The sequence below is a fragment of the Ligilactobacillus pabuli genome (assembly GCF_022836475.1).
Lineage (GTDB): Bacteria > Bacillota > Bacilli > Lactobacillales > Lactobacillaceae > Ligilactobacillus > Ligilactobacillus pabuli.
In genome coordinates, this window is sequence record NZ_BQXH01000018.1 from 25032 (window position 1) to 50878 (window position 25847).

22 protein-coding genes are annotated in these 25847 nt (G+C 43.0%); 13 read left to right on the plus strand and 9 right to left on the minus strand.

The annotated features are described in order from the left end of the window. Window positions 1-10 precede the first annotated feature (10 nt). From LPAF129_RS08715 to LPAF129_RS08730, 4 genes are all read left to right on the plus strand, one after another. A complete protein-coding gene (locus tag LPAF129_RS08715) occupies window positions 11-955 on the plus strand; it encodes an ABC transporter permease (RefSeq protein ID WP_244056285.1) in 945 nt (314 codons plus the stop codon). Between the two features lie 361 nt (window positions 956-1316). After that, complete coding sequence (locus tag LPAF129_RS08720) at window positions 1317-3128, plus strand: oligopeptide ABC transporter substrate-binding protein (protein WP_244056288.1); 1812 nt, start codon at window positions 1317-1319, stop codon at window positions 3126-3128. Between the two features lie 186 nt (window positions 3129-3314). Then, window positions 3315-5072 (plus strand): ABC transporter ATP-binding protein, encoded by a 1758-nt coding sequence (locus LPAF129_RS08725; RefSeq protein ID WP_244056291.1) that lies wholly within the window; start codon window positions 3315-3317, stop codon window positions 5070-5072. Beyond that, window positions 5065-6849 carry an ABC transporter ATP-binding protein gene (locus tag LPAF129_RS08730; RefSeq protein WP_244056294.1) on the plus strand — a complete coding sequence of 595 codons (1785 nt, stop codon included), beginning with the start codon at window positions 5065-5067 and terminating at the stop codon, window positions 6847-6849. Before LPAF129_RS08725 ends, LPAF129_RS08730 begins: the two co-directional genes overlap by 8 nt. Here the strand turns inward: LPAF129_RS08730 and LPAF129_RS08735 are convergent. The 3 genes from LPAF129_RS08735 to LPAF129_RS08745 all read right to left on the minus strand — a co-directional run bounded on the left by LPAF129_RS08735 (window position 6793) and on the right by LPAF129_RS08745 (window position 8719). Beyond that, window positions 6793-7197, minus strand: coding sequence for a hypothetical protein (locus LPAF129_RS08735; protein WP_244056297.1), 405 nt, complete (start codon window positions 7195-7197; stop codon window positions 6793-6795). The two genes, LPAF129_RS08730 and LPAF129_RS08735, sit on opposite strands and share 57 nt — an antisense overlap. 118 nt (window positions 7198-7315) lie before the next feature. After that, complete coding sequence (locus tag LPAF129_RS08740) at window positions 7316-7579, minus strand: hypothetical protein (RefSeq protein WP_244056299.1); 264 nt, start codon at window positions 7577-7579, stop codon at window positions 7316-7318. A gap of 201 nt (window positions 7580-7780) precedes the next feature. Next, on the minus strand, window positions 7781-8719 hold the full coding sequence (locus LPAF129_RS08745) for a LysR family transcriptional regulator (RefSeq protein WP_244056302.1): 939 nt from the start codon (window positions 8717-8719) through the stop codon (window positions 7781-7783). 280 nt (window positions 8720-8999) lie between these two features. On the opposite strand from LPAF129_RS08745, the gene LPAF129_RS08750 reads away from it, so the two are divergent. From LPAF129_RS08750 to LPAF129_RS08760, 3 genes are all read left to right on the plus strand, one after another. Beyond that, window positions 9000-9548: an NADPH-dependent FMN reductase gene (locus LPAF129_RS08750; protein ID WP_244056304.1), complete on the plus strand. Its 549-nt coding sequence runs from the start codon at window positions 9000-9002 to the stop codon at window positions 9546-9548. Between the two features lie 12 nt (window positions 9549-9560). Next, window positions 9561-12017 carry a flavocytochrome c gene (locus LPAF129_RS08755; protein WP_244056307.1) on the plus strand — a complete coding sequence of 819 codons (2457 nt, stop codon included), beginning with the start codon at window positions 9561-9563 and terminating at the stop codon, window positions 12015-12017. A gap of 291 nt (window positions 12018-12308) precedes the next feature. Further along, window positions 12309-13379: a dipeptide epimerase gene (locus LPAF129_RS08760; RefSeq protein WP_244056311.1), complete on the plus strand. Its 1071-nt coding sequence runs from the start codon at window positions 12309-12311 to the stop codon at window positions 13377-13379. Between the two features lie 61 nt (window positions 13380-13440). Here LPAF129_RS08760 and LPAF129_RS08765 read toward each other — a convergent pair whose 3' ends face one another. The 4 genes from LPAF129_RS08765 to LPAF129_RS08780 form a co-directional block, all read right to left on the minus strand. Beyond that, complete coding sequence (locus LPAF129_RS08765) at window positions 13441-14190, minus strand: MerR family transcriptional regulator (protein ID WP_244056315.1); 750 nt, start codon at window positions 14188-14190, stop codon at window positions 13441-13443. A 108-nt stretch (window positions 14191-14298) separates the two neighbouring features. Further along, entirely contained in the window at window positions 14299-15177 is an 879-nt protein-coding gene (gene pepI, locus LPAF129_RS08770) for a proline iminopeptidase (protein ID WP_244056318.1), read from the minus strand. Window positions 15178-15289: 112 nt separating this feature from the next. Continuing rightward, window positions 15290-16912 carry a BCCT family transporter gene (locus tag LPAF129_RS08775; protein WP_309296510.1) on the minus strand — a complete coding sequence of 541 codons (1623 nt, stop codon included), beginning with the start codon at window positions 16910-16912 and terminating at the stop codon, window positions 15290-15292. Between the two features lie 575 nt (window positions 16913-17487). Beyond that, window positions 17488-17685 (minus strand): hypothetical protein, encoded by a 198-nt coding sequence (locus LPAF129_RS08780; RefSeq protein ID WP_244056324.1) that lies wholly within the window; start codon window positions 17683-17685, stop codon window positions 17488-17490. 210 nt (window positions 17686-17895) lie between these two features. Here LPAF129_RS08780 and LPAF129_RS08785 point away from each other — a divergent pair, with 210 nt between their 5' ends. The 6 genes from LPAF129_RS08785 (at window position 17896) to gdhA (ending at window position 23458) form a co-directional block, all read left to right on the plus strand. Then, window positions 17896-18123 (plus strand): hypothetical protein, encoded by a 228-nt coding sequence (locus LPAF129_RS08785; protein ID WP_244056326.1) that lies wholly within the window; start codon window positions 17896-17898, stop codon window positions 18121-18123. A 157-nt stretch (window positions 18124-18280) separates the two neighbouring features. Continuing rightward, entirely contained in the window at window positions 18281-18742 is a 462-nt protein-coding gene (locus LPAF129_RS08790) for an NUDIX hydrolase (RefSeq protein ID WP_244056328.1), read from the plus strand. Window positions 18743-18795: 53 nt separating this feature from the next. Next, entirely contained in the window at window positions 18796-19998 is a 1203-nt protein-coding gene (locus LPAF129_RS08795) for an MFS transporter (RefSeq protein WP_244056331.1), read from the plus strand. 63 nt (window positions 19999-20061) lie between these two features. Next, on the plus strand, window positions 20062-20688 hold the full coding sequence (locus LPAF129_RS08800; protein ID WP_244056333.1) for an HAD family hydrolase: 627 nt from the start codon (window positions 20062-20064) through the stop codon (window positions 20686-20688). Between the two features lie 70 nt (window positions 20689-20758). After that, window positions 20759-21877 carry a glycoside hydrolase family 3 N-terminal domain-containing protein gene (locus tag LPAF129_RS08805; RefSeq protein WP_244056334.1) on the plus strand — a complete coding sequence of 373 codons (1119 nt, stop codon included), beginning with the start codon at window positions 20759-20761 and terminating at the stop codon, window positions 21875-21877. A gap of 234 nt (window positions 21878-22111) precedes the next feature. After that, complete coding sequence (gdhA, locus tag LPAF129_RS08810; RefSeq protein WP_244056337.1) at window positions 22112-23458, plus strand: NADP-specific glutamate dehydrogenase; 1347 nt, start codon at window positions 22112-22114, stop codon at window positions 23456-23458. Window positions 23459-23762: 304 nt separating this feature from the next. Here gdhA and LPAF129_RS08815 read toward each other — a convergent pair whose 3' ends face one another. Both LPAF129_RS08815 and LPAF129_RS08820 read right to left on the minus strand, forming a co-directional pair. Continuing rightward, complete coding sequence (locus LPAF129_RS08815) at window positions 23763-24413, minus strand: NADPH-dependent F420 reductase (RefSeq protein ID WP_244056339.1); 651 nt, start codon at window positions 24411-24413, stop codon at window positions 23763-23765. Further along, window positions 24406-25467 (minus strand): LLM class flavin-dependent oxidoreductase, encoded by a 1062-nt coding sequence (locus LPAF129_RS08820; RefSeq protein WP_244056341.1) that lies wholly within the window; start codon window positions 25465-25467, stop codon window positions 24406-24408. The genes LPAF129_RS08815 and LPAF129_RS08820 overlap by 8 nt, the downstream gene beginning before the upstream one ends. Window positions 25468-25847: the final 380 nt, after the last annotated feature.

Below are 25847 nucleotides of genomic sequence, written 5' to 3' on the forward strand. Positions count from 1 at the left end.
ATGCAGATAGATGGCAGTAAAAACAAATCAAGCAGATATTTCACCAGAAGAATTACAGCGGTTAACCACTGAAGCAAATCAAGAAGCAGCCCCGTCTTCAACGCGAATCTTATGGAACGAATTTAAGGCAGACCGTCCGGCCTTGATTTCTTTGATCATTGTGGTGGGTTTTATCTTATTTGTCATGATAGCACCAATTTTTATTAACAGTGAAAAAATGATGACGACCAATATTATGGCCTATCTGACACCACCGATGGAAGATCACTTTTTGTTGGGAGCAGATGCCAACGGGCGCTCGATTGCTTTACAGCTGATCGTAGGTTCTAGAAACTCGATTGGGATCGCGATTGGTTTGACCTTGATCTCCTCGACTTTTGGGATCGCTTGGGGACTGATTTCCGGTTACTTTGGCGGCTACATTGACTGGGGGATGCAACGGGTCTATGACTTTATGATGATGTTACCAATGACGATGATGATTATTGTTTTGGTGACAATTATCCATGATTACAACTCAATTTCGTTGACTTTCATTTTCTCGATATTTTATTGGATGGGGACGTCGCGGTTGATTCGTTCACGAACGTTAGCGGAGACGAAAAAGGATTATGTGGCGGCTTCAATTACGTCCGGGACGGGTTCTTGGAAGATTATTTTCAAAGAAATCATGCCAAATATTTCATCGCTGATCATTGTGGATACTACACTTTCATTTGCGGAAAATATTGGTGTTGAAACAGGACTATCATATTTGGGCTTTGGGTTGCCACCGCAGACCCCATCGCTTGGGACACTGATTGCCAATGCTAATGATCCGAATAACATTACGCAATACTGGTGGACATGGTTACCAGCAGCGATTGAAATCATTATCTTATGTTTAGCAATTAGTTACATCGGCCAGGTAGTCAGCCGAGCAGCGAATGCCTCACAAAGAAGAGCAGAAAAATAACAGAGCGGAGTGAGGCGGTTAGAAGGCGAGCATTAACAAACTTCCGTAAACTTGATAGCCGGTCCAAGTTTGGAAAAGTAGGACCATCAAATGAGTTAGCCGGTTCAAGTTTGGGAAAGTAAGACCATCAAATGAATTAGGCGGTCCAAGTTTGGGAAAGTAAGACCATCAAAAGGATTAGCCGGCTCAAGTCAGGCGAAGTAGCTCCCAGTTTGAACGACAAACTACCGCAAAGTTAACCAAAAAAGTTTCATCAGTCAAATTTAAGGAGGTGGTGCATCTCATTGAGTAGTAAACAAGTTTTGCAGTACCGGTGTGTTGTAGAGGATGTTTTGGACAAAAATTGGAATGAGGGAAGCGTATGAATAAGACAAAGAAAAAATGGGCCGTCTCATCTGCTGCGATTATGATCGCATTGAGCTTGGCTGCGTGTGGTAATGGTGGCGACAAGAAAAAGAGTTCCGCTAATGATAGTGGACGAGCTAAACTGACTGAGGTTTACAAGAACCCGGATAAAGCAAGTAAAAGTGCAAACGCAAAGAGCACTTTGAAGGTTGCTGAACCAAACGATTCACCATTTAAAGGTGTGACTGAACCAACTTTAGCTGATAACCAAGAAGATTCTAACGTCTTTTCACCTGGCGGAAATGGTAATTTATTTAACGTTAATAAGAACTACAAGATCGTGGATGGTGGTTTAGCTGATCAAAAACTTGATCGTAAGAAGAATACAGTGACGATCACAATTCGCGATAACGCAAAGTGGTCTGATGGTCATCCAGTGGTAGCACGTGACGTTGAATATCCGTATGAAATTATCGCTAGTCCAAAGTCAACTTCTTCTCAGTATTCTGCTGATTTTGAACGAATCGAAGGCATGGCCGACTTCCACAAGGGTAAAACCAATACTATCTCAGGATTTACATATCCAGATGGCGAAAATGGTAAGAAAGTGGTTATTCAGTTAAATACCTTGTCACCAAGTATGAAGTTTGCTGGCAACTCGTTTATCTGGGGTACTGTTGCTCCTTATCATCACTATAAGGGAATTGCAATCGACAAGTTAGCTGCGTCAGATCAAGTTCGTAAGAACCCGCTTTTTGTTGGGCCTTATAAACTCGACAAGCTGGTCGCCGGTGAATCAACTTCTTGGTCACCTAACAAGTATTACTGGGGGAAGACACCAAAAGTCAAGCACATTACGATCAACGTGGTTTCATCCAACAGTATTGATAAAGCAATTCAGACTAAAAAGTATGATTTTACGACACCAGGCGGTGTAATGCGCGGAACTAGTTATAAGAACTTGAAGGGTCTGAAAGACTACAAGATGGTTGGAATCCCTGCTTTAAGTTACAATTATTTTGGCTTTAACGTGGGAAAATATGACACTGAAACCCAGAAAAATGTGATGGATCCGAAGGCCAAGATGGGTAATAAAAAGTTACGGCAAGCAATGATGTATGCCGTTGATGAAGATGCCTTGAACAAGAAGTTTGGGAATGGTGTTAAATGGCGGGCCAAGACTTTGATTCCACCAGTCTTTGACAAATACGCTGACAAATCAGCTAAAGGTTTCCCACACAATGAGAAGAAAGCTAACCAGTTATTGGATGATGCAGGTTACAAGAAGAAGGGTAAATGGCGTGTACAACCAAACGGCAAACCACTGGTAATTCACTTTGGCGCAATGCAGGGTAGTGCAACTAGCCATGCAACATATCAAGACTACTTGCAACGTTGGCAAAAAGTTGGTTTGAACGTGAAGATGGCAACTGGTAAAGAAATGGAAATGAACAGTTTCTATGATACTTTGCAAAAACCAAAGCAAAATCAAATTGATATTTTTGCAGCGGCTTGGGGTGTTTCATCTGAACCAACACCAACGCAGTTGTATGGTGAAGATGCACCATTTAACATGGGACACTTTGTTTCTAAGAAGAACACAGAGTTGATTAACTCCTTGAATAATAAGAAGGCTTGGGATGATTCTTACCGGACACAACAATTCAAGAAGTGGCAAGAATACATGAACGACCAAGCTGCTTATGTAGCAACTGATAATAGTTTTGACTGGAATCCAGTTAATAAACGGGTCAAAGGTTTTGATTTAAGTCCAGCTAATAATGATTTCTGGGCGAACCTTTCATTAACTTCATCTAAGATCCAGTAATTCGTTTCAACTCAAGAGACAATATCGCAAGAAAAACCCCTGGCTTCATAGCTGGGGATTTTTTCTGTACATAGCAGTAAAATGAAAATCATGGTTCAATCGCTAGGCTTTTGGCGGTGCTTGTGTTTAAATGGAATTATGATTAGAATTTTACGGCAAAATTATTAGAAATGGGGGCGAGACCTTTTGGGTATTTTTATTAAGCTAGGCTGGTATTTCAAACGAGAATGGAAAACTTACCTAGTTGGAGTTTTTGGACTGCTATTAACCGCCCTGTTGGGAATTGTACCGCCGTGGATCATTGGTCATTTAGTTGATGCGATCCACAAACATAGTTTAACGGTTCAGCAATTAGTCACTTTACTGGTGACATTGACGGTGGTTTCGCTGGCGCAGTATTTAGCACGTTACATCTGGCGAACTGCAATTTGGGGAGAGTCTGCCAAGCTAGAGGCGGTCATGCGGGAACGATTATTCTGGCATTATATGCAGATGGACACCGAGTTTTTCCAGCACTACCGGACCGGGGACCTAATGGCACATGCCACTAATGACCTGTCTGCGATCCAGCGTGTGGCTGGTGGTGGAATCTTGCAGTTTGCAGATTCAATTATTACTGGGGGCACGACTTTAGTGGCAATGATGCTGGTCGTTGATTGGCGCTTGACAATTATTGCGATTTTACCTTTCCCATTTTTGGCCGTCATGGCGCGGGTTTTAGGTAAAAAAATGCACAACGCCTTTCGTAAATCACAGGCAGCCTTTTCGCGCTTGAATAATAAGGCGCAGGAAAGTATTAGTGGCGTCAAAGTTATCAAGAGTTTTGGCCAGGAAGAAGATGACGTGGCTGAGTTTAACGGTCAAATCGATGAGACAATTGAAATTAACCGGCAAGTTAATAAATTAGACGCGATGTTTGATCCAATTACGACGATGATCATGGCGGTATCTTATGTCTTAACGATTGTTTATGGTGGGCATTTGGTGGTCTCACAGACTATTTCCTTGGGAGAATTAGTCTCGTTTGTTTCCTATCTTTCCATGCTAGTCTGGCCGATGTTTGCGATTGGGATGCTGTTTAATACCTTGGAACGAGGAAATGCCAGTTATGACCGGATCGCTAATATTTTGAACCAGCACAGTGGGATCTTGGATAAAGAAGATGGGGTTGTTAAAGGACCACATGGTGACCTGCATTACGCAGTTGAATCCTTTACTTTCCCAGACGAACAAGATGAAAATCTCCACCAAATTGATTTTACGATCAAAGAGGGCGGGACTTTGGGCTTAGTTGGCCAAGTCGGTTCTGGCAAAAGTTCTGTGATCCGTTTGTTATTGCGTCAGTTTGACAGTTATCAAGGGGCAATCTATTTTGGCGGAGTTGATATTCGCGACTATCAGCTAGATGCACTGATCCCAGCAATCGGGTATGTTCCACAAGAGACCTATTTGTTTTCAAATACGATTCGTGAAAATATCCGCTTTGCTCGACCAGATGCTTCACAAAAAGAAGTTGAACAAGCGGCGGCTAAAAGTGATTTAGCGGACCAAATTCAGACCTTCCCTGCTGGCTATGATACGCAAGTTGGAGAAGAGGGTATTTCACTTTCAGGGGGACAACGGCAACGGATCGCGATTGCACGGGCCTTGTTGATCGACCCTGAACTGCTGATTTTAGATGATGCATTATCAGCAGTGGACGCAGAAACTGAAACGGAAATTTTGCAGACACTACGGGCAGAACGTCAAGATAAGACAACGATCATTGCTTCACACCGGTTAAGTTCAGTGATGAATGCGGATGAAATTTTAGTCATGCGCGATGGTCAAATTATTGAACGCGGCAGCCATGACCAGTTGATGGCGGCTGGCGGCTGGTACGCTGAGACCTTTAACATGCAAGCCTTAGAAACTAGTGAAAAAGGAGGTCAGCTGAATGGATAAGCAACACGAGTCAGTTTGGGCTCATAGTATTCCGTGGAAGGAACAATTACAGATCATCAAGCGACTGTTCTCATTTGCCAAACCATTTCGGTGGTACTTTTATTTTTCAATTATTTTTGCGGCGGCAGTCAGTGTGATCAACATTTTGCTGCCCAGAATTATCCAACGTTTCATGGATAAGTATTTGGCATTAGGCAAGGCCAACGAAACGATTATTTGGTTCTTTGCGGGTTTATATTTTTGCGGAATGCTCTTTAAAGCAATCACTCAATTTGCCCAGACTTACCTATATAGTATGGGTGCGGAATATATGTTGGAAGATACCCGGCGGATCTTGTTTAAGAAACTGCATACTTTAGGCATGCGGTATTTTGACCAGGTACCAAGCGGTTCGATCTTGTCGCGATTGACCAACGATACGATGGCTTTTCAGACTTTCTGGCAGTTATTTAGCAGCTTGATCGTGGCAACCTTTGCGATGCTTTCAGCCTTTGTGGCTATGTTTTTAACGGACAAGGTGATTGCCTTATGGCTGCTGGTATTTTTACCGTTTTTAGGGGTCACGATTTGGTATTATCAAAAGTATAGTTCTAAAGTTTACCGCCAAATGCGGGAAAAACTGAGTGTTTTAAATAACAAATTAGCCGAGTCGATCACGGGGATCACTGTGATTCAAGACTTTCGGCAGGAACGACGGATCAACCATGAGTTTGAAGACGTCAATGGTGAATATTATCAAACGCGTAAGGCAATGATCCGGGTCAACTCCTTACTGTTGAGCCCAATCGTCCACCTCTTTTATGCACTGGGAACGGTTGTGGTCTTAGGAATTTTTGGTGTTCATGGATTACATTCTTATGTAGCTGCCGGGGTTGTTTACGCCTTCGTAACTTACTTGGAAAACTTCTACAATCCGCTGTCTGAAGTGATGGAGTATTTTAGTGATTTTCAGGATGGAATCGTCGCCGGTTCACGGGTGTTGCGGATCATGGATGACCAAACTTTGGCACCAACTCAAAATGAGAATGCCTCGGCACAACTTGAATTTGGTAAAATTGAATTTCGGCACGTTTCATTTTCTTATGATGGAAAACACCAGATTTTAAAGGATGTTTCTTTTGTTGCCCATCCAGGTGAGACGGTCGCTTTAGTTGGACAAACGGGTAGTGGTAAGACTTCAATTATCAACGTGCTGATGCGTTTTTATGAATTTGGCACAGGAGAAGTTTTAATTGATGATCGTGATATTCGTGATTTTCCGTTAGAAGAATTACGAGCAAAAATCGGCTTAGTTTTACAAGAACCGTACATGTTTTATGGGACAATCAAATCCAATATCAGAATGTTTAATCAAAATATTTCTGATGCACAAGTCAAAAAGGCGGCTCAATTTGTCAACGCGGATCGTTTTATTGAAGCATTACCTGATAGATATGACGCGCAAGTCATTGAACGCGGGGCTAGTTATTCAAGTGGGCAAAAACAGCTGATTGCATTTGCCCGGACAGTTGCCACTGATCCGAAAATCCTGATTTTGGATGAAGCTACGTCTAACATTGATACTGAAACTGAAAAAATGATTCAGGAAGGTTTGGAGAAGATGGAGCGGGGCCGGACAACGATTGCGATTGCCCATCGCCTCTCGACCATTCAAAACGCCGACCAAATCTTAGTCTTAAACCAGGGACAAATTATTGAACGTGGGACGAACAATGAATTGTTACGTCAGCACGGCATGTATTACGATATGATCAAGAAACAAAACGCAGCGCATTAAATTTGAACAAAGTCCGCAGCTAAGCCGCTCATTTGGAGCAAGCTTGGTTGCGGATTTTTGTTTGGTTAGGAAAAGGGTTGGGTTCAAGTTTGGGAAAGGAGGGGCCAAACAGAAATATCTTGGAGCCAAGCCGAGCAAGGAATGCTCCAGAGCAGGCTCGTCTGGCTCAAAGTCGAGCAAAGAATGCTCCAGAGCAGGTTTGTCTGGCTCAAAGTCGAGCAAAGAATGCTCCAGAGCAGGCTCGTCTGGCTCAAAGTCGAGCAAAGAATGTTCCAGAGCAGGTTCGTCTGGCTCAAAGTCGAGCAAAGAATGCTCCAGAGCAGGTTTGTCTGGTTCAAAGTCGAGCAAGGAATGCTCCAGATTGCTCGTTGGACAAGATAGTTTTCACTGATGGTCAACAAAAAAAGGTGTGTCCGACGATGGACACACCTTTTTTTGAAGTAAGAAATAAGTTAAGTTCAATGCTTCAACAGTGTAAAAACTGTTTTTCAATTTCGTGCTTAATTAACTCTGATTGAGGATCGACACTTTTTTTATGTTGGGCAATTAAGTCTTCTAACTGTTTTAACTGTGAACCGTCCATGGAAAAAGAACGGTCCGTTAAACCAAACTTTACAAAGTGATCCATACTAAATCTTTGTTCAATAACGTTATTTGATGAAAGGTAGAGACAGTAGTCGGAAAAGTCATCCAGCAGCCTGGGAGGGACATCTGTATTTCTTTCATTCATAAAATTCGCTCCTTACGGTCAATACTCTGACAGTTCCAGTTGTTTTTAGCAGCTAGGACTGTGAATTAAACTACTCACTGAAAAATTTACTAATGAATAGTTAGTCAATTAGTGACCACTACCTAGAATAATACATTGTGGCTCTTTCGTAAAGGGCGACTTTCACTGTGCGTATTAGCGCAACGCTTGCAAAGCACGGTTTTACTTAGAAATTTGATCGGTTCGTTCATAAGTCGTCGAAAAAATTTCGATCAGTTTTTGTTCGGGCTTGGATAATTTCTTTGTAGTCGGGTAAGCGATGAAGTATTTTAAGGTTAAATCTTCATCATCTAAGGGATATAAGTTGTATTTGCCCGCTAACAAATGACTGATGACACTCTGGGGGATCACGGTCGTACCGTAGCCATAGGCGGACAGACCGGCGATCGTCTCGATGTTTTCACTTTCAAGTTGAATGTCAGGGTGGATCTTGTTTTTTTGTAGGAGACCGTCAACTTGATGGCGGATGGCTGAGCCAGTCTTACTGAGAACTAGGGGTTCTGATAATAATTCCTTGAGATCAAGTGAATCTGGTTGTAAAAATAGCGTTCGCTTGTCATAAAAACGTGAATATTCAGGGATCAGCACAAAATAAGGTTCGTGCCCGGCAGTGACGACCTTTAAGTTGGGAGAAGCGGTCTCTGGATTTTGCCCCACGTAAAAGTCGATGTCACCGTTTTGAATCCGTTTTTCACTAGTTGAAGGGACACCTTCTTCTAATAATACTTGGACATGTGGACAGGCCCGCATGAACTCTGGAATTACTAAGGGCAGGATAAACGAGCCCATGGCCGATAAAACGCCGATTTTTAAAGTAATTTGATCATTGTTATTATACTGAGCTAATTTTTGTTGGAAATTAGCCTCTTCTTGATTGATGTTTTCTAAATATTCGTAGTAGATCTTGCCGGCTTCAGTTAATTTCAAATGAGTACTGTGTCGATTGATCAGCGTCACGCCAAGCTCGTCTTCCTTGCGCCTGATCATTTGAGTTAGGTACGGTTGTGAGATATAAAGTTGCTGAGCAGCTTTGGTAAAATTACCGTAACGCAGTAAAGTATCTAAATATTGCAGGACCAAAGCAGGGTCTTTGACAGTCATTTTTGATTCCTCTCTTCCAATAACACTTTTGTTATACCTATATAGTAAAATAAGTATTTCACAAAAGCAAGCAAAATCATTAGACTAAAGTTGTAAGATAAATTGTGTAAGATTGAGCGAAGAGATTAGCTTATCAAAACACAGTAAATAAATAAAGGTATCGTTTTCAAGATTTGCAATTGTTAAAAGACTATTATATATTTAGTTGTCGGATAGAATTTAGTTTTTACTTGTAAATCGTCAATAAAAACTATTTTTCACAATTTAGGAGGTTTTGATAATGAATTATACAGGAATTATTGGGAATAATGCTAGAAATTCAACGAACCGGACTTTATTACAGTATATTCAAAAACATTTTGGCGGTAGTGATCAGATCACACTGTGCGAAATTGCGGATGTACCAGTTTTCAATAAACCTGAATCTCACGTTGCACCGCCAGCAGTCGCAAAAATTGCCGCAGCGATTGAGCAAGCGGACGGAGTAATTATTGCTACTCCAGAATACGACCATACCGTTCCTGCCGTTTTAAGTAATACGTTGGAATGGTTAGCTTATACGACGGAGGCTTTGAAAGATAAACCAGTCTTTATCGTCGGTGCTTCTTATGGGGCACTTGGGACGTCACGGGCGCAAGGACACCTGCGGATCATGTTAAATGGCCCAGATTTAGGTGCACGTGTACTGCCCGGTCAGGAATACTTATTAGGTCACTCCTTACAAGCTTTTGACGAGGATGGCATGATGGTTGTAGCAGAAGACATTCAGTCTTTGGAAGACCACATGAAGTATTTCGCAGAATTTGTTAAAAGTAACCAAGGAAAGTGAGGGTGATCTGACATGAAAATTATTGGTGTAATTGGAACAAACTCAGCTAACTCAGCAACGCGTAAATTACTGGAGTACATGCAACAACATTTTAAGCAACAAGCTGAGATCGAGCTGTTAGAAATTACTGACTACCCGCTGTTTAATGAATCAGATGACCAGAGCGAGTCAGCTTTATTGACCGGAGATGCCAAAAAAATTGAAGCTGCTGATGGTGTGATCATCTCAACTTCAGAACATAACCGGATGATCCCTAGCAGTTTGAAGAGCTTTTTGGAATGGATGTCCTTTAAGCTACATCCTTTCAATAACAAACCTGTTATGGTAGTTGGCAGTTCAGTTACGAAACAAGGCTCTGCCAGCGCCCAGCTAGCCTTGCGTCAAACTTTAGATGCACCAGGACTTGGAGCAATCGTTTTGCCCGGCAATGAATTTTTGTTGAGTTCGAGTGCTGCAGCCTTCGATGAAAATGGCGCATTAAAAGATCAGGGAACAATTGATTTTCTAGGAACTTGTTTTAAAAACTTTTTGCAGTTTGTTAAAGTCGCAGACGTTTTGAATGGAGTGGATGAAATGAATTTCGAACCAGGAACATATTCAGTAATGGCAAGCGGACACAACGGTAAGGTACCAATGAAGGTAACTTTCTCAGAAAATCGGATCGAAAACATCGAAATCGATACTGAGGGAGAAACAACTGGGATCGCTGATACAGTGTGGGAGCGGATGCCGCAACAAATCATTGATGGCCAAACCTTGAATGTTGACGCTGTTTCCGGTGCTTCTGATACTAGCCGTGGAGTGTTGACTGGTGTTGCCGAAGCTGTTTCTTTGGCAGGGGCTGACCCTGATGTTTTGAAGAAACGTCCAAAACCAGCGAAAAACGTTGCTGACGAACCAGTTGAATATGAAGCTGATGTCGTCGTAGTTGGTGGTGGTGGAACTGGTTTAAGTGCCGCTGCAACTTCTTTACAAGCTGGCAAGAAGACGATCTTGGTTGAAAAATTCCCCGCTGTTGGTGGAAACACGATCCGGACAGGTGGTCCAATGAACGCTGCTGATCCAGAATGGCAAAATACTTTTGATGCTTTGCCAGGTGAAGCTGCAACCTTGAAGAGTTTGATGGAAACACCAGACGAGAAAATCGACCCAGAATACTTGGAAGACTTCCATGCTTTACAAGGTCAATTAAAGGAATATTTGGATAGTGACAAGCACTTCCTCTTTGATTCTAAATTGTTGCATGAAATTCAAACTTACCTCGGTGGAAAACGGCAAGATTTGTCAGGCAATGATATCCACGGTGACTACAACTTAGTGAAGACTTTAGTTGATAATGCTTTGGACTCAGTTAAATGGCTGCAAAATATTGGGGTTCGCTTCGATCCAAACGAAGTTACAATGCCTGTTGGTGCTAAGTGGCGTCGGGGACACAAACCATTGGAAAACCAAGGTTACGAATATATCTCAAACTTACAAAGATATGTTAAAGAAGAAGGCGGGCAGATCATTACTGATACTCGCGTTAAGAAATTACTGCAACAAGATGGCAAATTAGTTGGTTTGGAAGCAGAAAATTTCGATGGCCAAAAAGTGATCGTCCATGCCAGCTCAGTGATCTTAGCTTCTGGTGGTTTCGCCGCAAATACGAAGATGGTCCAACAATATAACACTTACTGGACTAAGGTTGACGATGATATTGCAACTTCTAACTCACCAGCAATGACCGGTGACGGGATCAAGTTAGGGACTGATGTTGGTGCTGACTTAGTCGGAATGGGCTTCTCACAAATGATGCCAGTTTCTGACCCTGTGACAGGTGAACTGTTCAGTGGTTTGCAAGTTCCACCAGCAAACTTCGTAATGGTCAATAACAAGGGTGATCGTTTCGTTGACGAATATGAAAGTCGTGACGTCTTATCTCAAGCAGCAATCGATAATGGTGGTTTGTTCTACCTGATCGCTGATGACAACATCAAGGCAACGGCTTATAATACCAGTCAAGAAAAAATCGACGAACAAGTTGCAGCCGGGACTTTGTTCAGAGATGATACTTTGGAAGGCTTAGCTGCTCAAATTAAAGTTGATCCAGCTGAATTAGTACAAACAATTAAGAATTACAATTCTTACGTTGATGCTGGTAAAGACCCTGAATTTGGTAAAGATGTCTTTGATTTGAAAGTTGAAAAAGCACCATTCTACGCAACTCCACGTAAACCAGCCTTGCATCACACAATGGGTGGTTTGAAGATTGACAAGCAGGCTCATGTCTTAAACGAAGCCGGCGAGAAGATCACTGGATTGTATGCAGCGGGTGAAGTTGCTGGCGGCTTGCATGCTGGGAACCGTTTAGGCGGTAACTCTTTAGCTGATATCTTTACATTCGGTCGGATCGCAGCGCAAACAGCAGTGACTGAACATGAAGAATTAGCAACTGATGCCACAACATCAGCTAGTCACTCAGAATAAAAACAGAGCGAAGCAAAGCGATTAGCTCCCGAGCATATCGGAGCCTGGCCTTTAATGCGATTTAGGCATTGAAGGTTAGACTTGGATAAGCGGAAGGAGCTGCTTTGAGAAGCTCGACTAAAATAACAGAGCGGAGCAGCTCAGTTAGAAAAACAGTTTAGTTCCTAGTAATAGGGCTAAGCTGTTTTTTTTAAGTTTATGCACTCTGTAATTCGCAGTTCATTGCGGTATAATGGCACTAAAGTTCAGCACGATCATCTTAAATTTAGTGCTAAAGGCGGGAAAAGATAAATGACATTAACAATTACTAAAGTTACTAGTGAAACGACAAAAACACCTTTAATACACCCATTTGTGACAGCTCAACATACAGTCAACGACATTGAAGCTATTGGTGTCACGATCACTCTCAGCAATGGTTTAGTGGGGCATGGCGCTGCGACTGCCAATGAAGTAGTAACAGGCGATACCTTGGCCTCGGCCATGAGCGTGATCGAGGAAGTTTTACGACCTAAATTGTTAGAGCAGGATTTTGAACGGTGGGAAGCTTTATTGACACGACTACAGACAGCCATCAAACATAATGAACCAGCCAAAGCAGCCTGTGAATTGGCGCTGTATGATTTACGCAGCCAACTGTTTGGGGTCCCACTATATCAGTATTTAGGCGGCAGTAGTCAGCGAGTCGCAACAGACTTTACGATTGGTATTGGTGAACCTCAAGCGATGGTCAAAGAAGCTTTGGAAAAGGAACAAGCTGGTTTTCAAGCACTAAAAATTAAAGTTGGCGGGACTGATGTCGCTGAAGAGTCAGCCCGGATCCATGCGATTGCTTCAGCTACCCAAAAAACAACTCGTTTACGGATCGACGCAAACCAGGCGTGGAACGTGAAAGAAAGCTTGCAGTTGATCGAAGAATTGGCTGATCTAGCGGACCGCATCGATTTTATTGAACAGCCAGTTAAGGCCGCAGATGTTGCTGGGTTAAAAGCAGTGACTGCCCAGTCCAAACTACCGATCATGGCAGATGAGAGTGTCTTTTCACCAGTGGATGCACTGAATTTACTGCAGGAGCGGGCCTGTGATTATATTAATATCAAATTGATGAAAACAGGTGGTTTAAGTCAGGCAGAAAAAATCAATCAACTTTGTGAATTGTACGGGGTCCATTGTATGGTAGGTTGTATGATCGAATCAGCGAGCGGGATCGCAGCGGCAGCGGCGTTTGCGGCAGCACACGACAACGTGAAGTTTGCTGATTTAGACTCAGTTTTCATGGCTGACCTAACAAATGGTAATCAGCCGTATTCATTAGAAAAAGATAGCTTTATTTTGAAGGATAAACCAGGATTAGGGTTCTAAACCAGCAAAAAAACGCTTCTCATGCGAGAGGCGTTTTTTGCTATGCTGGCATAAATTTTTATCAATGTGCAAACTGCTGAATAATGTCATTCAGTGCCCGCGCTGCTCCAACAAAGTGGCGATCGTAATAGCGAGTAAATCGCTCATCTGAGACATACATCAGTCCCAATCCTCGATGAGCCTCAGCTGAATAGCTTGTCCAAGTATAACTTAACCATTGCTTGTGCAAGTCAAAGATTTCCTTGGCAAGGTCGCTTTGTGTGTTTTGTACGTAAGCCTGTAATTTTTCGAAAAGTTGTTGTTCGGTCGTTGCTTTTTCTTGTAGTTGAGCTGCTGTTGAATTTAAAAACCTTTGATTAGAAGCATCAATAGTTTTTTCGCCATATTTTGTTCGGATCTCTGCGCCGTATTTACTTTCATTTTCAGTGATTTTTTGCTTTTTAAAAGCCATAAATTTTTCTTGATCAGACATCTTTTTTTCTCCTTGATAGTGGTCTAGAGTTTGTTCAACAGCCGTTAATAACCGCTCAATGTCAGCCTTTTTTTGAGAAAGTTGCTGCCACTGGTCATTTAGTGCCTGTTCAACGTCAAAGTCAGGAGCATCTAAAATGTTTTTGATCTCTGCTAGTTGAAGATCTAGCTGCCGATAAAATAAAATTTGCTGCAAGCGCTCGACTTCTTTAGCTCCATAAATTCGATAACCTGCCGAATTGATGCGGGCTGGTTTTAGCAGATCAATTTCATCGTAGTACCGCAGTGTCCGTGCACTGACACCCGATAATTGAGCAAATTTTTTGATCGTATATTCCATTTTGTTCTCCCCCTGACAAAATCACTATAGACCTTGCCGTAACGTTAAGGTCAAGAAAAAATAACAAGTTCTTGAACAAGATTAGTGTTTTTTTCAGTGTGCTGTTAATTAATGCTGGGTGAGCCAGTCGCGCAGCAAACTGACGTATTCGTCGTGGTGTTCAACAAACGGCATGTGCCGGCTGTTTTGGAACAGGTGCCAGTTTGCGTTTGGCAGTTGATCAAACATTGTTTTAGCGACTAAAGGTGTACATAAGTCATCAGTTCCATTGGTAATTAAAGTTGGTAAAGTAAGTTCATGCAAACGGTCAGTATATTCGTAGTTGTGCAAGTTGCCTAACGGATTATATTCGTTTGGCCCCCATGCGGTTAAGTATGCCTGGTCACCGTTTTGTTTTGGTCGGCGCAAGGGTTCGGGTGAGGCAGCCGTGACTGGTGCAGCCGCATGGAGTGCCATGTAATGTTCATTTGCAGCCAAGTATTCAGGTGTCTCATAATTACCAGTTTGCTCAGCAGTCGCGATGGCGGCCTGTTCATTTGCTGGTAAATATTTGATCATCCGGTGCTGTTCACTGGCCCAAAGTGAAGCTGAAGAAAGAGTGCTGGATAAAATTAAACTTTGAACTCCTTTTGGCTTTCTTTCTAACAAATACATAATTGCCAGCATTCCGCCAAAGGATTGGCCTAACAAATGCACCCGGTCTAGCTTGAGATAACGCCGTAATTCAGCCAGTTCATCCATCCAGGTCTCAGCTTGCCACAGTTCAGGCTGGTCAGGAGCAGAAGAACGGCCACAGCCAAGCTGATCGTACATGATCAGTTGCAGACCGGATTCAGCTAAGTCATCCAGCATTTCAAAATAGTTATGGGAGGAGCCGGGCCCGCCGTGCAGCAAGATCAGTGGGGCAGTCCCGTTCTGAGCTTCATCAACGATCCGGTAATAGGTTTGGTAACCGTGAAACGGCATAAATCCTTCAGTAGTTTTCATTGAAAATGATCAGTCCTTTTTTTCTCTATTATATACCTGAAAGATTTAGTGACCGCAAGTTAGTTTTTTTAAATAAAAATGACTCAGGAAAAAATTTCCTGAGTCACAGTGATTATGGTCGACTTAAATTGTGATAATTATTAAAGGAAAGGATCAGCTTCCCACGAACTGCAAATTTTCGTTCGACGGTATATTTTTGCCGCCGGTCGGTATTTTTGAGTTCGGTTGGTGTAAAGATCAATTCGCGGTCGTGTTTGACCAGTCGATAGATCGAAAATAGGACTAGTAAGCAAACAATCGTTAACGGTAAGCCCGCTAAAACAGAAATCGTTTGGATCACTTCAAAGCCGCCGACTAAGACCAAACTAAAGGCAAAGGCCAAAAAGATAAAGACCCAGCTCATCCGGTTGAACCGGCTGGGTTCCTTGCCATATAGCGGTGTGCTGGTGAAAGAAGATAAGACGTAAGCAGCACCGGAAATTGTGGCAGCTAGGAAGATGAAACAGGAAATTGCGTAAAAAATCAGCATGAGTTTTTTGAGCGGCAGGGTCGCAATGACAGCGACGATGACATCAGCTTGACTATGATGATTTAAGACGGAAACAAGGTCAATTACTCCGGTTCGTTGCAGCCACATGGCATAACCGCCAAGGATCGCGTGAAACAGGAAACAGCCGGGCACACCGTAACCTAACATCCCCAATAATATTTGGCGAATAGTACGGCCGCGAGAGATTTTTGCGATAAAGGTCCCCATCAATGGCATGAAAGTTAACCACCAGCCCCAATAGAAAATTGTATCTTGTTGAGTTGGGCTAGGATGAATATTGGTCGACATGGGAATAAACTTCTGTGCGAGTACGCCCAGGCTTTTACCCCAATCCGCCAACAAGGTTCCAGTGGGACTGACTGCCAAAATTAAGGCTAAGAAAACAACGGCCAAATAAATATTGAACATACTTAAACGGTCGATCCCGCCATTTAAGCCCTTGTAGACGGTGAGACCTAATAGGACAAAAAGAACGAAGAAGATCCCGAGCTGCAGCCAAATCGTATTTGGAATATTGGTGACCGCAGAAAAGACGCGGGAGGTGCGGGGAACTTCCATCCCAATCGAGGAGCCTAAGCCCCCGATGATCCCGATCACAACTAAAAAGTCGATCAGAACACGTAACACTTTTTTCCCTGGGCGATTTCCCTGTAAGAAAGAAAAGTTGTCACTTAATTTTTGAGTAGGTTTATTTTTACGATAGGTGACATAACCAATTAAAATAGCGGCCGGGGCAAACATCATCCAGGCCATCGGTCCCCAGTTAAATTGCGATAGGGCACTCGAGGCAATGTAAGCCGAGTCTGAGTAAGGCTTGAGGCCAAACGGCGGAGCTTGAATGAATTGCAGCGGGTCAGTGATACTCAGCATCATGATACTAGCATCGATCCCGGTCGCAAAAATCATGGAGCCCCATTTGAAATTACCGTAAATTGGTTTGTCGTTGGGTTTGCCAAGTTTAATGTTGCCATAGCGGCTGAAAGCAAGCCACAGCAAGAAAATAAAGTTGACAATGAAAACTAACAGATAGAGCCAGCCGAAGTGAACGTTGACCCAGCTCAGGATCGCAGTCAGCGGTTGTTGCAGGCGAGGTCCGCCAAGCATTAAGAACAAGGCGGCGAGGCCGAACAAACCAACAACGGGCAGAAAAATACGTTTATCTATAGCTTTATGAGATAAAATAATAAATCCTCCTTAGGATATACAGAGCGGAGTGAAACGGGAGAAAGCGAGCACCATCGGAGCCTGACCTTTAATGCGCTTTAGGCATTGAAGGTTGGGCTTGGATGGCGGAACTTTCTGTTTCACGGAGCTCGACTAAACAAACTAAGCCAATCACTAGTCAATTTTGAACCTTAAAGTGTGTTCAAGACAGACTGGAGATTATACAACTTAGTTGATCTGAACCGCCCAAGCTGGTTTTAAGCCTTCCTTTGTAACAGAAAAGCTTGACTCGGGCCGGTTCAATTCAAATTACGGGCAAAAACTAGACGCAAAGCAAATATAAAATTGGTGAATGAGACAAAATAGGTTAATTTTTAAGCTAGTGTGCCAGAATTTTGACACACAAATAGCGTTGCTGCATCCGTCCACTGACGACTTGTAACAACGCTTGCATACAAATTGCCGAGCTTCATCCGTAAATGAATTTCGCCTTCATTATACAACCTTTAGTAAATTTGTTAAGGGATTATAAGGAAAAAGTGATGATTTTTTGTAAAAGAACGCTTACTTGCTAAAATAGCCCAAGAAGGTTAGTGCTAAAAGTCTGGATAAGTTCGTTTGAAAAGCAGATAAATCAACCAAATAGTACCAAGGATCACGACAATGTTAATGACAGAACTAAATTGAGCCGATGAAAACAATGGGGCGATCCAGATGGTATATCCATATTGAAGGATAGCAATCACGATCCCGATGGTGACAGCAAACTTAGCTCGTATAGATTTTTTAGTCATTAAAGCACCTCCTTTACCATCAACCGTAACAAAATTAATTGTTTTTTTCAAGCGCTTACAATTACAGAAAAATAAAGGCCAACTGGCTTGTTTCATATTAGCCATGATTAACGAGGCCTGCTAATTGTGTTAGCTGGCTTTATCTGGTAAAACTATAGGTAGGGGAAAGAAAAAACAGCAGCCCCTGGATCATCGAAGGAGGAACTTTTTATGCGTGACGTAGAAGGATTACCAAATGAAGATCTGCGAGAAAGAATTTCGAACAGCAGTGTGAGTGAATATTATGTTGCTGATATGTTGGGAATGAGTTTTGAAGGCTTTGAAGCTTTAATGGCTCAGCCGCTTAGTCCAAAGACCCACGCGCAAGTGATCTCAATTTTGCGTCAGGCGAGAAGTACCAGTGATCCAAGTCAAGCTAAAGAACATAAGAATGAATAGAAAGTAATTGTAGGCTCTCCGCTAAGCTTGATATGTGTGGGGGAGAGCCTATTTGGCGATGAACCATAATTATTTAAGAGTTTTGTCAGCTTAGGTATGATATTCTGGCTCAAATCAGTTAGAATAAGAAATAAATCAACAAAGACGGGTGACTAAAGTGAGTAATTATATTCAGGATATTCGAAGTAAAGTCGGTCATATGCCAATTATTTTGAACTCTGTCGCGGGTGCGATAGTGAATGACCACCAAGAAATTTTGTTGCAAGAACGAACAGACACTAAAAATTGGAGTTTGCCGGGCGGCTATATGGAATACGGCGAATCCTTTTTAGAAACCTTAAAACGAGAAATGAAAGAAGACAGCGGGCTAGAGGTCGAAGTTGTTGATATGTTAGGGACCTTTGAACAGGGTTTTATTACTTACCCGAATGGAGATCAAGCTCAAGTGATCGGTCGGTTATACTTAGTGGAAGCTGCTGGTGGGCAACTCTTACAGAAACCAACGGATGAAACTTTAAGTTTAAAGTATTTCCCGTTCGATGATTTACCACCACTACTTAATCAACAAAATATGGACATGATCAAAGCAACTGCTAAACATTTTCACGAAAAAATTTAAGCAGTAAGCGATATAGACCGCTCGTTAACAGAAAGACAGGAATAGGATAAAAAATGGTAAAAGGAAAAAAGTTGGAGCAATGGCAAAAGAATATGTACGCACTATGGTTAGGAAACTTCGCGACCGGTGCGGGTTCGAGTATGAGTTTGCCATTCCTTCCGCTCTTTGTCGCAACTTTAGGTAATTTTCCCAAATGGGAGCTGACTTTATATGCAGGACTAGCTTTTTCGAGTACGTTTTTAAGTCAGGCGATCGTTTCGCCTTTGTGGGGAAAGTTAGCGGATAAAACTGGCCGAAAGCCAATGTTGCTGCGGGCTGCGATCGGGATGACGATCACCGCCACTTTGACCGGCTTTTCGACTAATGTTTGGATGTTAATTGGTCTGCGCCTGATTCAAGGTGCCTTTTCAGGTTATATTAATAACGCCTATGCTTTGATGGCAAGCGAGGTTCCCCGTGAACATAGCGGAAGAATGATGGGGACCTTAACGACTGGTGCCGTTGGCGGTCAGCTGATCGGCCCAATTTTTGGAGGCTTGATTGCTGGTGCTTTTGGTTATCGGATCCCATTTTTCTTATTTGGGATGCTGATGTTTGTGGCGACTTTGGTCACGATGTTTGGTGTGAAGGAAAACTTCCAGCCGTCAGAATCGTTAAAGAAGCCGGGCAAACACAGTGCCTTTGCTGGAATTAAAAATGTGCATATTGTGTGGGCAATGTTTATTTCATCAATGCTGATCCAAGCGGCTACTAATTCGATCAATCCGATCATTAGTTTATTCGTCCGTCAGTTAATGCATGGTAACGGGAACGTGGCCTTGGCCAGTGGGGTCGTGGCTGCCTTGCCGGGGGTCGCCACCTTATTGGCTGCGCCCAGGTTAGGTCAACTTAGTGATCACATTGGTGCTCAAAAAGTATTACTAGGCGGCCTGGTATTATCCGGGGCATTATTTTTCCCAATGTATTTCGTCCAGACGGTCCTAGTTTTGGCGCTTTTACGCTTCTTTGTAGGGATCGCAGATGCAGCATTAATGCCTGTCACACAAACGGTGATGTCTTTGAATACACCGCCAGCCTCTGTTAGTCGAATTTTTAGTTACAACCAGTCGTTTCAGGCGATGGGTTCCGTGATCGGACCAATGTTAGCTTCTGGAGTGGCCGGGATTTTGGATTATCGGTATGTGTTTATCATGACCACCTGCCTAGTCTTGATCAACTTGGGTGTGGTGACCTGGGCTTATCATCAAGACAAATAGTGGGGTCAAATGAAGTCTGAAAGTAGAGACAGTTTAATTAAAAAGACGAGGAGAATTTCAACCATGAAAAAATTGATTTTGTTTGATGTTGATGGAACGTTGGTCGACAGCTATCCTTATTTTGCGAAGATCATGGAACAGCTGTTGCCTCAATTTGGAATTGAACCGACTGAAAGACGGATGAAACGGGCCTTTACGATGACGGCTAAACAAGAGGTCAAGTATTTTAAGGTGCCAGCTGACCGCACTGAAGAGTGGTATACCACATACGCGGCAATTGCTCGCAAAACGGAGCTTCAACCAGAAGCCTACCCAGAAATTGATGCCATGTTTGAACATTTGTTGTCTCAACCGGGAGTTAAAATTGGAATCGTAACTTCGCGTAGTCGAGACGATGCAAACGAGAATTTGCAATCATTTTGGTGGTATCAAAAGATGGCAATTGTGGTCACATCAAGCGATACTAAACAGCCGAAACCAGCGGGCGAACCATTAGAGTTTGCGTGTGAAAAACTGGGCTTTAGTGCGAATGAAACTTTTTATATTGGAGACGCTGATACCGATGAACAGGCTGCTTTAAATGCCGGTGTCGATTTTGGCGGGGCTTTGTGGGGAACAGGCTCGAAGAAAAACTTCAAGTCTGAGCCGCTTTTATTAGATTCGCCAGAAGATGTTAATAGAATAATCTAAGTTTAGTTTGAGCAGTTTTGTGGATTTTTAGCAAAACTGCTCTTTATGTTTTTGAGAGAAGGAAAGAAAATTGAAGAAAAAAGTTTTACTGGCGTTTTTCGTGCTGCTGGCGGGAATTACTGTAGTCAATCAAATGCCGGTTCAAGCCGCGCAAACTCAGCCAACTAAAAAAGAATTGAAAAAACAAGTCGACCAGATGACTTTGGAAGAAGAAATTGGGCAAATGTATGCTGTCCCGAGTAATGGTGATCCACAAGCAATGAAACAGGCGATCAAACAATACCATTTGGGTGGACTGGTTTTGTTTGCCCGAGACCTAGCGCAACAAAAACGGCCAGAGTTCCAGCAAAAAATTGCTGCTTATCAAACGGCAGCTCAAATTCCGTTGCTGATTGGGACCGACCAGGAAGGCGGCAGCGTTTCTCGCCTAAGCGTGAACCCTAATTTGACGGGTGGACAGTCATTTCCAGCGCCCAAAACAATTTATGACCAGTATGGATTCAATGGCAGTGAAGATCTCAGTAGAAAAACGGCACAAGCTTTACACCAGTTGGGGATCAACTGGAATTTTAGCCCAGTTGTTGATGTGACTAGTGATCACAAGAGTTTTATTTTTGACAGGACTCTGGGACAAAACTATGACCAAACGGCAAATTATGCGGTACGAGTGGTTCGCGGGATGCAGTCCGCAAAAGTGGCGGCGACCTTGAAACATTTTCCGGGTTATGGTTCGGCGGCAGATACTCATACTGGCTTAGCGACGACCAAGCGGCCATTGTCCCAATTTCAACATGACGACTTTTTGCCTTTTCGGGCCGGAATTCGCATGGGGGTCGATTCGATCATGGTTGCTCATATTATCGCCACCAACATCGATGACAAATACCCTGCTTCACTTTCGCCAGCAGCTCACCGAATTTTGCGGAAAGAATTGGACTTCAAAAAAGTGATCGTTTCAGATGATTTAGGGATGGGGGCGATCAAGGAGTTTGCCCGCCAACAAAAAATTTCCGCGGATGTCCAGGCTGTCAAGGCCGGCAATGACATCATCATGAGTCGAAATTATGCCACTGGGACCCCAGCGATTGCTAAAGCAGTCCAGCAGGGAGAAATTCCGCGAAGCCAAATTGACCAGTCAGTTTACCGAATTTTGAAAATGAAGCGAGAACTCGGTTTGCTGCACCAGTAGTGAGAACACTTAGTGCTGATTAATTACCATAGTTAGTGGGACTATGGTAGAAAACTACAAAGAAACTACCATAGTTGGGCAAACTAAGGTAGTTTCCTTAATAACCCAGATTTTTTTGGACTAAAAGCCAGAAAGTGATTGACATTACTAGGCTATCTATTAGAAAATAATTGTAATTAAATGAATTAATGGTTAAAAATAATGAGTGAGAGTCAGTGAAAGGAATGGACGTTAATGTTAGATGCTAAAGCTTACGTTGAAAGTGTAAAAGCTGCAATTCAACAACGTGATCCCGAACAAGTTGAATTTCAGGAGGCTGTCTTTGCAGTCTTAGATTCTTTGGTACCAGTGTTAGAAAAGCATCCGCGTGTGATACAAGAAAATTTATTGGAACGGCTCGTTGAACCTGAGCGCGTCATCGAATTTCGGGTGCCATGGCAAGATGATGCCGGCAGTTTTCATGTAAATCGCGGCTACCGCGTTCAGTTTAATTCTGCGATTGGACCATATAAGGGTGGACTCCGTTTCCATCCAAGTGTGAACTTGAGTACGGTTAAATTTTTAGGCTTTGAACAAACCTTCAAGAATAGCTTGACAGGTTTGCCGATCGGCGGTGGTAAAGGCGGCAGCGACTTTGACCCGAAAGGCAAGTCGGATAGCGAAGTCATGCGTTTTTGCCAGAGCTTTATGACTGAATTAGCGCGCCATATTGGTCCTGATTTGGATGTGCCAGCTGGTGACATCGGGGTTGGCGGTCGAGAAGTTGGTTATCTTTTCGGTGCTTACAAACGACTACGCGGTTACCAAAATGGAGTCTTGACGGGTAAGAATTTGACCTTTGGCGGTAGTTTAGCGCGGACAGAAGCAACTGGTTACGGCTTATTGTATTATACTCAAGCAATGTTGCACGCTAATTCTGATCAAATCGCTGGTAAAAAAATTAAGATTTCTGGTTCCGGAAATGTAGCCATTTATGCTTTGCAAAAGGCGACAGAGATGGGTGCTACTGTTGTGACAGTTTCTGATTCGGATGGATTTGTCTATGATCCAGCCGGAATTGACGACGGTGTGGTCCGACAAATTAAAGAAGTTAAGCGTGGACGCATTAAGGAATATGTTAAAGAGGTACCAACTGCTGTTTACCATCCCGGATCAGTTTGGGACTTTGACGTTGAGTACGATATTGCTTTACCATGTGCAACGCAAAATGAAATTGATGAAGCTCAGGCTAAGGCGATGGTCCAGCAACACGTGAAGTATATTTGTGAAGGAGCCAATATGCCAAGTGATGAACAAGCCATTGCTGTTTATCATGAAAATGGCATCGCCTATGGTCCAGCTAAGGCAGCTAATGCCGGTGGGGTAGCAGTGTCGGCCTTAGAAATGAGTCAAAATAGTGAACGGTTATCTTGGACCTTTAATGAAGTGGATGACAGATTAGAAAAAATCATGCACGACATTTTTGCGGAATCAGAAAAAGCGGCAGAAGATTATGGCTTGGCAGGAAATTACCAAGCGGGGGCAAACATTGCCGGCTTTAAGAAGGTTGCAATTGCGATGATTGCGCAGGGACTGGTCTAAAAACAGAGTGGAGTGAAACGGTTAGAAAGTGAGCATTATCGGAACCCAAGGACTAATGCGTTTTAGGCATTGGTTCCTGAGTTTGGATAAGCGGAACTTTCTGTTTCACGGAGATCGACTAAGAAAAACAGAGTGGAACAAAGCGATTAGCTCCCGAGCATATCGGAGCCGGTCTTTAATGCGTTTTAGGCATTGAAGGTTGGGCTTGGATAGGTAAAAGGAGCTGCTTTGAGAAGCTCGACTAAAACAAAAAAGCGTTAGTGACTGAAGTAATTTTCTTCAGTTCGCTAACGCTTTTTGGCGTTTAATTTAATTGAGCAAGTTGCTGGTCGACAATAGTTTGCAGTTTTTCTAAAGTCTCATCAGCGCCGAAAAGAGGACTGCCTGGTTCTAAGATTCGTCCGGCAGCCAGTGTCGGTAACAACAGCGGGTCAAAGCCGAAAGACGAGACAATTTTGGCAGTAGTGGAGACTGCTTGTTTATCATCGCCTGCAATTGCGATGGCCTTGCGGTGACCATCTTTGCCGTTTTCCGCTTCATCTTCTAAGTCATGGTAACCCATGTGGTTTAAAGCTTTAACCACTGTGCTTTCTGACAAATACTGCTGGATGAGCTCCGTTGATGAATGCTCAGGAGTAGAGTAATGATTATCTTTGCCATCGACTTCCCACCAGTAGTTCATCGCATCTAAGACGAGCTTTCCTTGGAGCCCGTCTTTTTCAATTGTCTGATATTTTCCTAGCGGCAGGGCTAAAATCACGATATCAGCTTGGTGTGTCAGTTCAGTGGCAGTGACTGCCTGGGCGTGTGGTGCTAAAACACTAATGGTAAGCTGGATTCTGGCTGGATCCTTGGAACTGGCGATCAAAGTAGGATAGCCGGCTTGGCTGCTTAACTTAGCGAGAGTTGTTCCTAGCTTACCAGCTCCTAAGATCCCAATTGTTGGTTTATTCATAACTATATTCACCAGACTTAATTAGATCCTTGACCATTGGGATAACCTTGGTACCGTATAGTTCAATTGACTTTTCTCGTTGCTGAGCGGTTTGACCACCAGCACCGTAAATGAAGTCAAAACGTTTAACGCCGACTTTTGTCATTTTTTCTGCGATTTTACGGGCAACGTGTTCAGGAGTTCCAACATAATAGGCACCTTTATTAACTTCGAAATCAAAACGTTCTTTATTCATTGGGACCCAGCCGCGGTCGGCACCGATCCGGTCCATCGATCTGCGCAAATACTTCCATGCAATTTCGTAAGCTTCTTCATCAGTATCTGCGATCACACCGTGGGAGTGCATCCCCATTGGCAGAGTTGGTTGGTCAAATTTGGCGGTTGCTTGTTGATAAAGCTCGACATATGGCTTGAATCGTTCAGGATTACCACCGATAATTGCTAGGATCACTGGGAAGCCGTAGTAGGCGGCACGAATAATTGATTCGGGGGTTCCGCCGACACCGACATAAGTGGCTAGTTTGTGCCCAGTGATTTTAGGATAGACTTCTTGTTGTTCCAGCTTCTGAGTGAACTTGCCGGACCAGTCGACCGGTTCACCGTCACGGAGCTTGTTGAACAAAGCGGTTTTCTCTTCAAATAATTCGTCGTAATTTTCCAGCTCATAACCAAAGAGCGGGAAAGACTCGGTAAACGAGCCGCGGCCTAACATGACCTGAGCGCGGCCATTAGAGATGTTGTCTAAAGTGGCGAAACGTTCGTAGACACGAACGGGATCGTCAGAACTTAAAACTGTGACACCAGTTGAAAGCTTGATGTTTTTGGTGACCATCGCAATGGCTGCTAACATTGTATCCGGACTAGAAATGGCATATTCTGGGCGATGGTGTTCACCTAGTGCAATGACATCGACACCTAGTTCATCAGCCAGCTTGGCTTCTTGAATAATTTGTTGGAGCGCAACATCATATGAGACAGGTTGCTCAGTACTGGCATCATCTGGCACATCGCCAAAGGTATCTAAGCCAAAAATCAGTTCATTATTTTGTGTCATGTTAAGACCTCCGTTTGAGTGAGAAAGTGTTGTTTTTGAAATTACTTACTTTTAGTTAGTTAATTGATAAATCTAATGTACTGGTTTTACCAGGTGAAGTCAAGCAAATATGTTTGGTCTGAGGTATTTATTATAAATATAGTTGATTTGGCAAAAAATTCTTTTCATTCGTAAAAGAGTAGTGCAAAATATAAGGTAGGTTAAAGAGTGGGATAAAAGCCAGCAAGTTAATTGCTGTGCTCTATTATTAGTCGAGCTTCTCAAAGCAGCTCCTTTTGCCTATCCAAGCCCAACCTTCAATTCCTAAAACGCATTAAAGGTCAGGCTCCGATAGTACTCGGGAGCTAACCGCTTTGTTCCGTTCTGTTATTCTTAGTCGA

Bases quoted from the DNA above. Each gene is read 5' to 3' on its own strand.
- LPAF129_RS08715 (WP_244056285.1), top strand. From the start codon at position 11: ATGGCAGTAAAAACAAATCAAGCAGATATTTCACCAGAAGAATTACAG.
- LPAF129_RS08720 (WP_244056288.1), top strand. From the start codon at position 1,317: ATGAATAAGACAAAGAAAAAATGGGCCGTCTCATCTGCTGCGATTATG.
- LPAF129_RS08730 (WP_244056294.1), top strand. From the start codon at position 5,065: ATGGATAAGCAACACGAGTCAGTTTGGGCTCATAGTATTCCGTGGAAG.
- LPAF129_RS08740 (WP_244056299.1), bottom strand. From the start codon at position 7,579: ATGAATGAAAGAAATACAGATGTCCCTCCCAGGCTGCTGGATGACTTT.
- LPAF129_RS08745 (WP_244056302.1), bottom strand. From the start codon at position 8,719: ATGACTGTCAAAGACCCTGCTTTGGTCCTGCAATATTTAGATACTTTA.
- LPAF129_RS08750 (WP_244056304.1), top strand. From the start codon at position 9,000: ATGAATTATACAGGAATTATTGGGAATAATGCTAGAAATTCAACGAAC.
- LPAF129_RS08755 (WP_244056307.1), top strand. From the start codon at position 9,561: ATGAAAATTATTGGTGTAATTGGAACAAACTCAGCTAACTCAGCAACG.
- LPAF129_RS08760 (WP_244056311.1), top strand. From the start codon at position 12,309: ATGACATTAACAATTACTAAAGTTACTAGTGAAACGACAAAAACACCT.
- LPAF129_RS08765 (WP_244056315.1), bottom strand. From the start codon at position 14,190: ATGGAATATACGATCAAAAAATTTGCTCAATTATCGGGTGTCAGTGCA.
- pepI (WP_244056318.1), bottom strand. From the start codon at position 15,177: ATGAAAACTACTGAAGGATTTATGCCGTTTCACGGTTACCAAACCTAT.
- LPAF129_RS08780 (WP_244056324.1), bottom strand. From the start codon at position 17,685: ATGACTAAAAAATCTATACGAGCTAAGTTTGCTGTCACCATCGGGATC.
- LPAF129_RS08785 (WP_244056326.1), top strand. From the start codon at position 17,896: ATGCGTGACGTAGAAGGATTACCAAATGAAGATCTGCGAGAAAGAATT.
- LPAF129_RS08795 (WP_244056331.1), top strand. From the start codon at position 18,796: ATGGTAAAAGGAAAAAAGTTGGAGCAATGGCAAAAGAATATGTACGCA.
- LPAF129_RS08800 (WP_244056333.1), top strand. From the start codon at position 20,062: ATGAAAAAATTGATTTTGTTTGATGTTGATGGAACGTTGGTCGACAGC.
- gdhA (WP_244056337.1), top strand. From the start codon at position 22,112: ATGTTAGATGCTAAAGCTTACGTTGAAAGTGTAAAAGCTGCAATTCAA.
- LPAF129_RS08815 (WP_244056339.1), bottom strand. From the start codon at position 24,413: ATGAATAAACCAACAATTGGGATCTTAGGAGCTGGTAAGCTAGGAACA.
- LPAF129_RS08820 (WP_244056341.1), bottom strand. From the start codon at position 25,467: ATGACACAAAATAATGAACTGATTTTTGGCTTAGATACCTTTGGCGAT.